The organism is Sodalis sp. RH20 (assembly GCF_047324205.1).
Classification (GTDB): Bacteria; Pseudomonadota; Gammaproteobacteria; order Enterobacterales; family Enterobacteriaceae; genus Acerihabitans.
In genome coordinates this window covers 1-12,540 of record NZ_CP178733.1, presented here as the reverse complement: position 1 = coordinate 12,540, position 12,540 = coordinate 1, and the positions used below count along the sequence as shown (strand labels likewise).

Here is a 12,540-nt window from a genome sequence, read left to right as displayed (position 1 = left end):
TAAACTTTTCAGGACGACAATATTTACTCGAGTGATTACATTAGTTATTATATCCATAGAAACTAATGAGGCATAAATCATCATGGACAGTTCCTTCACCCCCATTGAGCAAATGTTGGCGCAACGCGCTAAGCAGCGTCCCGAGTTTCCCTACCAGGAAATCCTGCTGACCCGGCTATGCATGCATATGCAGAGTAAATTGCTGGAAAACAGAAACCGCATGCTGAAAGCCCAGGGCATCAATGAAACGTTGTTTATGGCCCTGCTGACCCTGGAGTCCCAGGAAAATCACAGTATCCAGCCCTCTGAACTCAGTTCCGCCCTGGGATCGTCGCGCACCAACGCCACCCGCATCGCGGATGAGCTGGAAAAACGGGGCTGGATTGTGCGTAAAGAGAGTGAGAACGATCGCCGCTGCCTGCATTTGCAACTGACCGACGCCGGCGAAAACTTTCTTAATAATCTCTTGCCGCCGCAGCATAAGTGCCTGGTAACGCTCTGGTCTACCCTCAATACCGACGAGCAGAAGCAGCTTGAAACGCTCACGCGCAAGCTGCTGACCAAACTGGACGAATTAATTGTCGAAGACGAAAAAGCCTGACCTGCGCGCGCGATTATGGCTCACTTCCCTGTGAGCCTCCCTGCGCGTCAATGAGTGCGGCGTTTTTGTCCCTGCGCGCTACGCGTTATTCTTTTTGCCCGGCAAACCCGCCGCACACTCAAGCGTGGTTTTGCCGCCACCACTCCGCCAGCAGTATGCCGGTAGCCACCGACACGTTCAGGCTTTCCACCCGCCCGGTACCGCCGATGGAAATCGCCAGATCCGCCTGTTCCACGATGGCGTCGGACAACCCTGCCCGCTCCTGGCCTATCACCAGCACCATCTTCACCGGCATATTGACCCGGCCAAGCGACGCGCCTTTGTGGCTCGAGGTGGTGACGATGGTATAACCCGCCTGGCGGAAACGGTCCAAATCGCCGAATAAATCATCGGTATGTATGGCGCTGATATGCTCCGCGCCACCTTCGGCGGTACGTACCGCGGCGCCGGACTCCAGCGCCGCGCTGTCGGTGGTCATGACGCCTTTCACGCCAAAATGCGCGCAGCTGCGCAACATTGCGCCGAGGTTATGGGGATTGGAGACATCCTCAAGCGCCAGCACGCAATCTTTATCCAGGGCTTTATCAAGATAGGTAACGGCATCCAGGCCGATGCGCTTTTTAATCAGGAAACAGACGCCGCCGTGATGATCGGTGCCGGATGCCAGCGCCAGCTCGTCCTCTTCCACCACATGGTAGGCTTTGCGATTGGCGGCCATCCAGCGCAGGGCGTCGCGAAAGCGCGGCGTAACGGATTGCACGAACCAGGCGCGCACGATGGAATCGGGACGGCTTTTGAATAAGGCCTGGCAGGCATTTTCGCCGTAAACCCGGGTTTCTTCCGCCCGCTGGCGCCGCAGCTGTTCGGGGTCGATCAGGCTTTTACCGCTGATGCCGCCGTGATCGGCCACCGCGGGGGTCTCATCGTTTTGGTACAGGGTCTTCCAGGGGGAGTCCGGCGCGGTGGACGGTCTGTCCCTGCGGGGCGCGTCGCCGCGACGGGCATCACCGCGGGGCGCGTCACCACGACGGGCGTCACCCCGGGGCGCGTCGCCGCGACGGGCATCACCGCGGGGCGCGTCGCCGCGGCGGGCATCACCGCGGGGCGCGTCACCACGGCGGGCATCACCGCGGGGTGCGTCGCCGCGGCGGGCATCGCCCCGGGGCGCATCGCGGCCCGGCTGGGGTGGACGAGAAGGACGACGAGGCTGCTCTTCTTCTTCTTTGCGCACGTACATAACACGGACCTTGCCGTTTTTACCCTTTAATGAATCGCTCATTTGTCTCTCCACCCATATGCTGGGCGCGAAGATTACCTGATCTTGTCTTTTTTAGCTACCGGGTAGAGGTAAAAGCCAGCAACTATCGAAGCCATCGGATAAATCATTTTGTACCTTCACATTTCTTTCACCATACTTCAGAACATCATTTCGATAAAGCGTGGATCTCATCGCCCGGCCGCCCTGTTGCCGGTTTAACCTCCACCCATAAGAGGCAATTGTATGAATACAGTATGTGCATCCTGTCTGGCCACCAACCGGCTGCCGGAACAGAAGGTCAACGACGGCGCGAAATGCGGCCGTTGCGGCGAGGCGCTGCTGGACGGCAAAGTGGTGCATGCCACCACCGACTCCCTCGATAAGCTGCTGCAAGACGATCTGCCGGTGGTGGTCGACTTCTGGGCGCCCTGGTGCGGCCCCTGCGTCGGCTTCGCGCCGATTTTCGAGGCGGTTGCCGCGGAGCGCCGCGGCTCGGTACGTTTCCTGAAGGTGAATACCGAAGCGGAGCCCCAGTTAAGCACCCGTTTCGGCATCCGCAGCATTCCCACCATCATGGTGTTCAGGCACGGTAAAATGGTGGATTCGCTGCACGGCGCTATGCCCAAAGGGCCGTTTGAAGAGTGGCTGGACGAAGGCCTGTCCATTCCGAGCCCGTCTTAAGCGGCCGCCGCCGGGCCACCCGCACATGCTGTGGCGGCGGGTGGCCCGGCGCGCCGCGACACTGCGTTTCCCGACAGCTCCGTCGGTAAATAGTTGTCCGCTTTCCCCGCCCGCTCCGGTAAACTCTCTCTTTTCTTGCGGGCTTCCCATGACAAACAACGCCGTGCTGGCGCTACGCCAATATCGTCTCGATCGCGCCACCCGGCCGTACCGCGCGCGCGGTTGCCGGGTCGTGCGCTGCGAACACTGCCTGCTGCCGCAGCCCGTTTGCCTGTGCGATCGCATTATCCCCATGACGTCGGTCAGCCGTTTCTGCCTGATCATGTTTGACTCCGAGCCCCTGAAACCCAGCAATACCGGACGCCTGATCGCCGATATCTTGCCGGATACCCAGGCTTTTCTCTGGTCGCGCACCGAGCCGGATACGGCACTGCTATCGGCTATTGCCGACCCCGCCCGCCAGCCTTATGTGGTATTCCCGGCGCACAACGTCGCCCCGGACCGGCGCGTGGTGCCGCAAATCGATGCCTGCGGCAAGCCGCCGTTGTTTATTCTGCTTGACGGCACCTGGTCCGAGGCCGGCAAGATGTTTCGCAAAAGCCCCTATTTGGCGGATTTTCCGATATTATCCCTTAACCTGGCTACCGTCTCCGCCTATCGTCTGCGGGAAGCGCACGGCGAAGGCCACCACTGCACCGCCGAGGTGGCCGCCACCCTGCTGCGCCAGACGGGGGACGCGGCGGCGGCGGATCGCCTGGGCGCGCATTTTGCGCTGTTTCGCAGCCGCTACCTATTGGGTAAATCGCACCATAACACCGCGCAAATATCTTCCGCCATCACAACACCCCGGCCTTAATGCGCTTACACTTGTCGGATGCGGCTGGATAGGAGACCACCGATGAGTCAACGAGGTTTGGAAGCGCTGCTAAGACCAAAATCCATCGCCGTGCTGGGGGCGTCCGACAAACCGGGCCGGGCCGGGAACCTGATGATGCGTAATCTGCTGAACGGCGGGTTCGGCGGCCCGATATTGCCGGTAACGCCGCGCTATCCCGCGGTTTGCGGCGTTTTAAGCTATCCGGACGTGGCGAGCCTGCCCCTGGCGCCGGACCTGGCGATCCTGTGCACCCGCGCCAGCCGCAATCCCGGTTTGCTCGACGACCTCGGCAGGCTGGGTTGCAAAACGGCGATTATCCTCTCCGCGCCACCGGCCCAGTTTACCGAGCTGAAAGCCTGCGCCGCCCGTCACGGCATGCGTCTGCTCGGGCCGAACAGCCTGGGGGTACTGGCGCCGTGGCAAGGATTGAACGCCAGTTTTTCCCCGGTGCCCATCCATAAAGGCAAGCTGGCATTTATCTCCCAGTCCGCCGCGGTATCCAATACCGTGCTGGACTGGGCGCAGCAGCGCGAAATCGGGTTTTCCTATTTTATCGCGCTCGGCGACAGTATCGATATCGATGTGGACGATGTGCTTGATTTCCTGGCGCGCGACGGCAAAACCAGCGCCATTTTACTGCACCTGGAGCACCTCAGCGACGCCAGGCGCTTTCTGTCGGCCGCCCGGGGCGCCGCGCGCAACAAGCCTATACTGGTCATCAAAAGCGGGCGCAGCCCGCAGGCGCAGCGCCTGTTGAACTATCCCCAGGGAAGGGATGCCGCCTACGACGCCGCAATCCAGCGTGCCGGGCTGCTGCGGGTGCGAGATACCCACGAATTATTTTCAGCGGTGGAAACCCTAAGCCATATGCGCCCGTTGCGCGGTGAACGGCTGATGATCGTCAGCAACGGCATTGCCCCGGCCGCCCTGGCGCTGGATGAGCTGCTCAGCCGTCATGGCAAGCTGGCGACGTTGAGCACCGCGACCCGTCAGGCCCTGCAGGCGGTATTGCCGGAGGGCCTGCCCGCCGCCAACCCGCTTGATTTGGCGGACGACGCCACTCCGGCCCGCTATCGCGCCGCCCTGACGGCGCTGCTTGACAGCACCGACTACGACGCGCTGCTGATTATCCACGCCCCCAGCGCCGCCGCCCCCAGCAGCGAGACGGCGCAGCAGGTTATCGAGCTGGCCAAGCTTCACCCCCGCGGCCGGCAGGTCACCCTGCTGACCAACTGGAGCGGCGAATTTTCCTCCCGGGAGGCCAGACGCCTGTTCACGGAGGCGGGGCTACCCACCTATCGCACCCCTGAAGGCGTGGTCACCGCTTTTATGCATATGGCGGAATACCGGCGCAATCAAAAGCAATTGATGGAAACACCGGCCCTGCCGGTCGGCCTGACGGTGGATACCGCCCAGGCGCACGCCCTGATCCGCCAGGCGTTGGAACAGGGCATTACCCGGCTGGCGACCCACGAGGTGCGCCCCATTATCGAGGCTTATGGCTTAACCACCCTGCCCACCTGGATCGCCGGCGACACCGCCGAGGCCGTCGCCGTTGCCGACCGTATTGGTTACCCTGTGGCGCTGAAGCTGCGCTCGCCGGACATCCCCCATAAATCCGAGGTCCAGGGCGTGATGCTGTCGCTGCGCAATGCGCAGGAAGTGGCCCAGGCGGCCAACGCCATGGCGGAACGCGTGGCGCAAACCTTTCCTCAGGCGCGCATCGAGGGCATGTTGGTACAAAGCATGGCCAGCCGGGCCGGCACCCAGGAACTGCGCATCCTGGTCGAACAGGATCCGGTGTTCGGCCCGCTAATCCTGCTGGGTGAAAGCGGGCATGAATGGCGACAGGCCGACCAAACGGCGGTAGCCCTGCCGCCGCTTAATATGACGCTGGCGCAGAATATGGTGCGCCAGGGCCTGAAAAAAGGCGCTATCCGCACCCATAGTCCGCTCTATTCGCTGGATATTGTCGCGTTAAGCCGCCTGTTGGTGCAGGTCTCCAACCTGCTGCTTGACTGCCCGGAAATCGTCCATCTGGATATCCATCCGCTGCTGGCCTGCGGCGGCGATATGACGGTGCTGGATGTCAGCCTTGAACTGGCCGAACGCCCGGGCGACCCCGAGGCGCGCCTGGCGATCCGTCCTTATCCGCAGGCGCTGGAATCGGTGGTCACGCTGAAAAACGGCGAGCAATGCCTGTTCAGGCCCATCCTGCCCGAAGACGAACCGCTGCTAAAGCAGTTTATCGGCGCGGTCACGCCGGAAGATCTTTATTATCGTTACTTCAGTGAGATCACAGAATTTACCCATGAAGATTTGGCTTATATGACCCAAATCGACTACGATCGAGAAATGGCGTTTGTCGCGATCAGACAAAACGACGCGGGAAACACCATTATCGGCGTCACGCGCGTTTTTTCCGACCCGGACAATACCGAGGCCGAGTTTTCGGTACTGGTCAGGTCCGATCTCAAAAAAATGGGCTTAGGCCGCCTGCTGCTGCAAAAAATGATTGCCTACGCCCGCGATCACGGGCTCAGACGCTTGAACGCCATCACCATGCCCAGCAACCACGGCATGATTTCACTGGCAAAAAAACTGGGATTTACCGTCGATCTGCAGTTGGAAGACGGCATTGTCGCGCTATCGCTGTCGCTTGCGGGCGAAACCCGGCAACCACCCCCGGTCTAACATCAAGCGCGCATCAACCTGCGGCGAAACATAGCCACAATGGAGAAAAGTAATGTTATTATGGCCGATTCCACACATTTGTGTTTTTGCATATGGTCATTCCACCATACGATGACAAGAGAAGAAGCGCACTGTGATGTTGTCAAACTTTAGACGTACCAAACACCAACAACACCTTGCACAACTGCCCAAAATTCCCCAGACGGTTGCTGACGTACAAACGCTGTACAGTCCTGAAGATTTCCGTATCGCCTTGCTTAACGCCATTGCGGGTGCCAAGAAGCGTATTTATCTGGTGGCGCTGTATCTTGAGCAGGATGAAGGTGGCGAGGCTGTGCTCTCGGCCCTCTACCAGGCCCGCGAGCTGCGGCCGGAGCTTGAGATCTGTGTGCTGGTCGACTGGCATCGCGCGCAGCGTGGGCGCATAGGCGCGGCGGCGGTAAACACCAACGCCGACTGGTATTGCCGCATGGCGCAGGATCATCCCGGCACGTCGGTACCGGTGTACGGCGTACCGGTCAATACCCGCGAAGCCCTGGGCGTATTGCATCTCAAAGGCTTCATTATCGACGATACCGTTATTTACAGCGGCGCCAGCCTGAACGATGTCTACCTGCATCAGTTGGATAAATACCGCTACGATCGTTATCAACTGATCCACAACCCTCAGCTTGCCGAGTGCATGCTGGGTTATATTAAGCGACACCTGCTGACGGCGCCCGCGGTCAACCGGCTGGATAATCCAAATCGTCCCAAAAGTATTGAAATCAAAAACGATACGCGCATGTTCCGCCAGTCTTTGCGCGATGCCGATTATGCCTGCAACGGCTCGGCCGGCGATGACGAACTGACCATCACGCCCCTGGTGGGATTAGGCAAGCAAAGTCCGCTGAATAAAACCATTCATCACCTGATGTCGTGCGCCGACAGTAAACTGACCCTGTGCACCCCCTATTTTAATATGCCGGCGCTGCTGGTGCGCAATATCATTTCTCTGCTGCGCCAGAACAGGCAGGTGGAAATCATCGTCGGCGATAAAACGGCCAATGATTTTTATATTCCCGAAGATCAGCCGTTTAAGATTATCGGCGCCTTGCCCTATTTATATGAAATCAACCTGCGCCGTTTTCTCGGAAGGTTGCAGCGTTATGTGGACAATGGGCAACTGGTGGTCAGGTTATGGAAAGACGGCGATAATACCTATCACCTCAAAGGCATGTGGGTTGACGACGAATGGCAGTTATTGACCGGCAATAACCTTAATCCCCGCGCATGGCGCCTGGATCTGGAAAACGCGCTGTTGATCCACGACCCGAAGGGCGAACTGCGCGCGCAGCGCGAGCATGAACTCGAACTTATCCGTACCCATACCATAGTGGTCACGCACTATACCGAGTTGCAAGGTATCGGCGACTATCCGGTCAAAGTACGCAAGCTGATCCGCCGGCTGCGGCGTATCCGTATCGATCGCCTTATCAGCCGTATTTTATAGATTCGCCCTTGGGCACGCAGTAATGTCATTCCGGCATCATAGCGGTTTGTCCCCGGCGGCCGCCTTACAATGACCCGCCGTGGACCCAATCGGCGCCGTCAGTTCAGGGATGCCGTAGTGTCCGCCAGGCCGACGGTTTGAACCAGCGGAACGCAACCATGTCAAAAAGCCCCAGGCAGCCATTTCATCACGTCAGTCATCTCGCTTGTCGCACGGTTATTATTCTTCCGCTGATTTTTTGCAGCGCCTGCGCCCATATGGCGCAGGACAACTGGACAGGGCGCGATAAAACAGCGCATTTTATCTCTTCCGCCACACTGGCCTATGCGGGTAGCGCGGTGGCGGAACACCAAAATGCCTCCCCGGCCCGCAGCCGCAATATCGGGTTTGCCTTCGCCCTTTCGCTGGGCGCGCTGAAGGAAACGTTCGACAGCCGCGCCGCCGGCAGCGGCTGGAGCTGGAAGGACTTCGCCTGGGATGTGGCGGGGGCTTCGGCGGGTTATAGTCTGTATTATCTCAATAAATGATTAACTAAAATAACTGTATACTCAATAACCGAGGATATTGCCGTATGCTAACAGGCCAAGACGTTGCATCTGGACCTGTTCCCAGCAATTTTCGTCTGCGCGGACCGCAAATTAAGACTTCTATTATAATAAGTTCATATTTGGATTAATCCGCAGGGAGGCATTGATGTCGCGACATGAAACGCCAGACAATTTACCTGGCGAAAATCATGATAAAATACGTGTCCGGTTGGCCAAGATCACGGATATCGATACTATTTTTGCTATTCGCTTAAGCGTAAGAGAGAACCAGATCTCACGCGCTCAGCTTACGGAAATGGGAATTACTGCTGTTGCCATCAGGGACGCGATTCTTGCCTCCCCCTGCGTCTGGATTGCCGAGATAGGGCAAATTCCTGCTGGTTTTTCTATGGCCTGCACCGCTGAAGCAAGCGTATTTGCCCTGTTCATACGCCCTGAATTTGAAGGGCTTGGACTAGGCCGCGTTCTGCTGGCCAACGCCGAATCCTATCTTTTCAAGCACCATCAAAAAATATGGCTGGTAACAGACGGCAACAGCCGCGCCAGCGGTTTTTATCGCCAGCTCGGGTGGCACCCTAAGGAATACTTAGCGGATGGTGATATTCGATTTGAGAAGTCAGTTTAATGTCTATTATACATTCAAATTACCTCGCCACGGTAAACTAAGCGCTTTCCAGATCACCGTGGGCCGTCGCCTGCGGCTCCGTTCCACCGGCGTTGCCGGTGGTCCTACTCTCTTACTCGAGTAGCGAACCGCCAGGGTTACGCACATGAAAAAGCCCTCTGTTTTCACAGAGGGCTTCGTCAATTGGATGCCTGGCAGTTCCCTACTCTCGCATGGGGAGACCCCACACTACCATCGGCGCTACGGCGTTTCACTGCTGAGTTCGGCATGGGGTCAGGTGGGACCACCGCGCTAGTGCCGCCAGGCAAATTCGTTACCGTCCGCCGCATATCCTTCTATGCCACGTCCGTTTATCCGGAACTTCGCTGAAAATTCTCTCGCCGCCCCTGGGGGCGACGCTCTCTTCGCGTCAAACACTTTAGGTGTTGTAAGGTTAAGCCTCACGGGTCATTAGTATCGGTTAGCTCAACGCATCGCTGCGCTTACACACCCGACCTATCAACGTCATCGTCTTTAACGTCCCTTCAGGTGGCTTAAAGCCACAGGGAAGACTCATCTCGAGGCAAGTTTCCCGCTTAGATGCTTTCAGCGGTTATCTCTTCCGCACGTAGCTACCGGGCAATGCCATTGGCATGACAACCCGAACACCAGTGGTGCGTCCACTCCGGTCCTCTCGTACTAGGAGCAGCCCCTCTCAATCTTCCAACGCCCACGGCAGATAGGGACCGAACTGTCTCACGACGTTCTAAACCCAGCTCGCGTACCACTTTAAATGGCGAACAGCCATACCCTTGGGACCTACTTCAGCCCCAGGATGTGATGAGCCGACATCGAGGTGCCAAACACCGCCGTCGATATGAACTCTTGGGCGGTATCAGCCTGTTATCCCCGGAGTACCTTTTATCCGTTGAGCGATGGCCCTTCCATTCAGAACCACCGGATCACTAAGACCTGCTTTCGCACCTGCTCGAGCCGTCACTCTCGCAGTCAAGCTAGCTTATGCCTTTGCACTAACCTCACGATGTCCGACCGTGATTAGCTAACCTTCGTGCTCCTCCGTTACTCTTTAGGAGGAGACCGCCCCAGTCAAACTACCCACCAGACACTGTCCTCGACCCGGATTACGGGCCGGAGTTAGAACATCAAACATTAAAGGGTGGTATTTCAAGGTTGGCTCCATGCAGACTGGCGTCCACACTTCAAAGCCTCCCACCTATCCTACACATCAAGGCTCAATGTTCAGTGTCAAGCTATAGTAAAGGTTCACGGGGTCTTTCCGTCTTGCCGCGGGTACACTGCATCTTCACAGCGAGTTCAATTTCACTGAGTCTCGGGTGGAGACAGCCTGGCCATCATTACGCCATTCGTGCAGGTCGGAACTTACCCGACAAGGAATTTCGCTACCTTAGGACCGTTATAGTTACGGCCGCCGTTTACCGGGGCTTCGATCAAGAGCTTCTCCTTGCGGATAACCCCATCAATTAACCTTCCGGCACCGGGCAGGCGTCACACCGTATACGTCCACTTTCGTGTTTGCACAGTGCTGTGTTTTTAATAAACAGTTGCAGCCAGCTGGTATCTGCGACTGGCTTCAGCTCGGGGAGCAAGTCCCTCCACCTAATGCCAGCGTGCCTTCTCCCGAAGTTACGGCACCATTTTGCCTAGTTCCTTCACCCGAGTTCTCTCAAGCGCCTTGGTATTCTCTACCTGACCACCTGTGTCGGTTTGGGGTACGATTCGATGTGACCTGGAGCTTAGAGGCTTTTCCTGGAAGCGTAGCATCAATTCCTTCACCACCGTAGTGGCTCGTTATCACGCCTCAGTGTTGAATGAAAAAGCGGATTTACCTGCTCTTTCCACCTTCACGCTTAAACCGGGACAACCGTCGCCCGGCGAACCTAGCTTTCTCCGTCCCCCCTTCGCAGTCACACCCAGTACAGGAATATTAACCTGTTTCCCATCGACTACGCCTTTCGGCCTCGCCTTAGGGGTCGACTCACCCTGCCCCGATTAACGTTGGACAGGAACCCTTGGTCTTCCGGCGAGCGGGCTTTTCACCCGCTTTATCGTTACTTATGTCAGCATTCGCACTTCTGATACCTCCAGCAGCCCTCACAGGCCACCTTCGCAGGCTTACAGAACGCTCCCCTACCCAACGGACATATCCTTAAGTCAACTCGACGTGATGAACGCATTGACGTCGCTGCGCTCCGTCAATCGTTTTCCGTACAATTGTCTTAAGTGATATGTCCGCTGCCGCAGCTTCGGTGCATGGTTTAGCCCCGTTACATCTTCCGCGCAGGCCGACTCGACCAGTGAGCTATTACGCTTTCTTTAAATGATGGCTGCTTCTAAGCCAACATCCTGGCTGTCTGTGCCTTCCCACATCGTTTCCCACTTAACCATGACTTTGGGACCTTAGCTGGCGGTCTGGGTTGTTTCCCTCTTCACGACGGACGTTAGCACCCGCCGTGTGTCTCCCGTGGTAACATTCTTCGGTATTCGCAGTTTGCATCGGGTTGGTAATCCGGGGTGGACCCCTAGCCGAAACAGTGCTCTACCCCCGAAGATGAATTCACGAGGCGCTACCTAAATAGCTTTCGGGGAGAACCAGCTATCTCCCGGTTTGATTGGCCTTTCACCCCCAGCCACAAGTCATCCGCTAATTTTTCAACATTAGTCGGTTCGGTCCTCCAGTTAGTGTTACCCAACCTTCAACCTGCCCATGGCTAGATCACCGGGTTTCGGGTCTATACCCTGCAACTTAACGCCCAGTTAAGACTCGGTTTCCCTACGGCTCCCCTAAACGGTTAACCTTGCTACAGAATATAAGTCGCTGACCCATTATACAAAAGGTACGCAGTCACCCTGATAAATCAAGGCTCCCACTGCTTGTACGTACACGGTTTCAGGTTCTATTTCACTCCCCTCGCCGGGGTTCTTTTCGCCTTTCCCTCACGGTACTGGTTCACTATCGGTCAGTCAGGAGTATTTAGCCTTGGAGGATGGTCCCCCCATCTTCAGACAGGATATCACGTGTCCCGCCCTACTCATCGAGCTCACAGCACTTGCACCTTCGGATACGGGGCTATCACCCTGTGTTGCCGGACTTTCCAGACCGTTCTCCTGATGCAAATGCTGATGGTGACTCTGGGCTGTTCCCCGTTCGCTCGCCGCTACTAGGGGAATCTCGGTTGATTTCTTTTCCTCGGGGTACTGAGATGTTTCAGTTCCCCCGGTTCGCCTCAATACGCTATGGATTCACGTAATGATAGTGCAACGAATTGCACTGGGTTTCCCCATTCGGACATCGCCGGCTGATAGCGCTTCATATCAGCTCACCGGCGCATTTCGCGGATTAGCACGTCCTTCATCGCCTCTGACTGCCTAGGCATCCACCGTGTACGCTTATTCACTTAACCTCACAACCCTAAAGTGTCTGTGTTGCGACTGGCTGCACACTGCCAGGGCATCGTTGCGCGGTGCTCGCCATGCTCATGGACATTGAGTCCACTCCGCTGGCTGCGCGCCGTGCGCCTTGCCCTGACACTGTTCGCACAGTCTCACCCTGGTGAGGGTAAACCCTCGCCTGAGCTACAGAGATTGCCATCGACACGGCAATCATTAGGTTTGCTTGCTTTGAGAGAATCGCATACTGATTTTGCTCAGCATGTTTTTTTTCAAATTTTCAGCTTGTTCCGGATTGTTAAAGAGCATGTATTTCGCAGCATACTCATAAGAGTGTGCTCTGAAATAGACAGCGG

Annotated in this window: 8 protein-coding genes and 2 rRNA genes; 7 read left to right on the top strand and 3 right to left on the bottom strand. The window is 57.1% G+C overall.

Annotation, left to right across the window (positions count from 1 at the left end; all coding sequences use genetic code 11):
* Positions 1–82: 82 nt before the first annotated feature.
* Positions 83–601 carry a transcriptional repressor MprA gene (gene mprA / locus ACL2XM_RS00050; RefSeq protein WP_413732051.1) on the top strand — a complete coding sequence of 173 codons (519 nt, stop codon included), beginning with the start codon at positions 83–85 and terminating at the stop codon, positions 599–601.
* Positions 602–719: 118 nt separating this feature from the next.
* Here mprA and ACL2XM_RS00045 read toward each other — a convergent pair whose 3' ends face one another.
* The gene (locus ACL2XM_RS00045) at positions 720–1,880 is read right to left on the bottom strand and encodes a tRNA/rRNA methyltransferase (RefSeq protein WP_413732050.1); all 1,161 of its coding nucleotides are present in this window, start codon (positions 1,878–1,880) and stop codon (positions 720–722) included.
* 222 nt (positions 1,881–2,102) lie between these two features.
* Here ACL2XM_RS00045 and trxC point away from each other — a divergent pair, with 222 nt between their 5' ends.
* The 6 genes from trxC (at position 2,103) to ACL2XM_RS00015 (ending at position 8,776) form a co-directional block, all read left to right on the top strand.
* On the top strand, positions 2,103–2,540 hold the full coding sequence (gene trxC, locus ACL2XM_RS00040; protein ID WP_410013750.1) for a thioredoxin TrxC: 438 nt from the start codon (positions 2,103–2,105) through the stop codon (positions 2,538–2,540).
* 148 nt (positions 2,541–2,688) lie between these two features.
* The gene (locus tag ACL2XM_RS00035; protein WP_410013749.1) at positions 2,689–3,396 is read left to right on the top strand and encodes a tRNA-uridine aminocarboxypropyltransferase; all 708 of its coding nucleotides are present in this window, start codon (positions 2,689–2,691) and stop codon (positions 3,394–3,396) included.
* A 42-nt stretch (positions 3,397–3,438) separates the two neighbouring features.
* Positions 3,439–6,111, top strand: a complete 2,673-nt coding sequence (locus ACL2XM_RS00030) for a bifunctional acetate--CoA ligase family protein/GNAT family N-acetyltransferase (RefSeq protein ID WP_410013748.1) — start codon at positions 3,439–3,441, stop codon at positions 6,109–6,111.
* Between the two features lie 136 nt (positions 6,112–6,247).
* Positions 6,248–7,603, top strand: a complete 1,356-nt coding sequence (gene pssA, locus ACL2XM_RS00025; RefSeq protein WP_410013747.1) for a CDP-diacylglycerol--serine O-phosphatidyltransferase — start codon at positions 6,248–6,250, stop codon at positions 7,601–7,603.
* 158 nt (positions 7,604–7,761) lie between these two features.
* Positions 7,762–8,130, top strand: coding sequence for a YfiM family lipoprotein (locus ACL2XM_RS00020; protein WP_410013746.1), 369 nt, complete (start codon positions 7,762–7,764; stop codon positions 8,128–8,130).
* A 166-nt stretch (positions 8,131–8,296) separates the two neighbouring features.
* Positions 8,297–8,776 carry a GNAT family N-acetyltransferase gene (locus tag ACL2XM_RS00015; protein WP_413732048.1) on the top strand — a complete coding sequence of 160 codons (480 nt, stop codon included), beginning with the start codon at positions 8,297–8,299 and terminating at the stop codon, positions 8,774–8,776.
* A 189-nt stretch (positions 8,777–8,965) separates the two neighbouring features.
* Here ACL2XM_RS00015 and rrf read toward each other — a convergent pair.
* Positions 8,966–9,081 (bottom strand): 5S ribosomal RNA (gene rrf / locus ACL2XM_RS00010).
* A 124-nt stretch (positions 9,082–9,205) separates the two neighbouring features.
* Positions 9,206–12,198, bottom strand: a 23S ribosomal RNA gene (locus tag ACL2XM_RS00005).
* Positions 12,199–12,540 lie beyond the last annotated feature (342 nt).

Coding starts and splice junctions, on each gene's coding strand:
- mprA (WP_413732051.1), top strand. CDS start 83: ATGGACAGTTCCTTCACCCCCATTGAGCAAATGTTGGCGCAACGCGCT.
- ACL2XM_RS00045 (WP_413732050.1), bottom strand. CDS start 1,880: ATGAGCGATTCATTAAAGGGTAAAAACGGCAAGGTCCGTGTTATGTAC.
- trxC (WP_410013750.1), top strand. CDS start 2,103: ATGAATACAGTATGTGCATCCTGTCTGGCCACCAACCGGCTGCCGGAA.
- ACL2XM_RS00035 (WP_410013749.1), top strand. CDS start 2,689: ATGACAAACAACGCCGTGCTGGCGCTACGCCAATATCGTCTCGATCGC.
- ACL2XM_RS00030 (WP_410013748.1), top strand. CDS start 3,439: ATGAGTCAACGAGGTTTGGAAGCGCTGCTAAGACCAAAATCCATCGCC.
- pssA (WP_410013747.1), top strand. CDS start 6,248: ATGTTGTCAAACTTTAGACGTACCAAACACCAACAACACCTTGCACAA.
- ACL2XM_RS00020 (WP_410013746.1), top strand. CDS start 7,762: ATGTCAAAAAGCCCCAGGCAGCCATTTCATCACGTCAGTCATCTCGCT.
- ACL2XM_RS00015 (WP_413732048.1), top strand. CDS start 8,297: ATGTCGCGACATGAAACGCCAGACAATTTACCTGGCGAAAATCATGAT.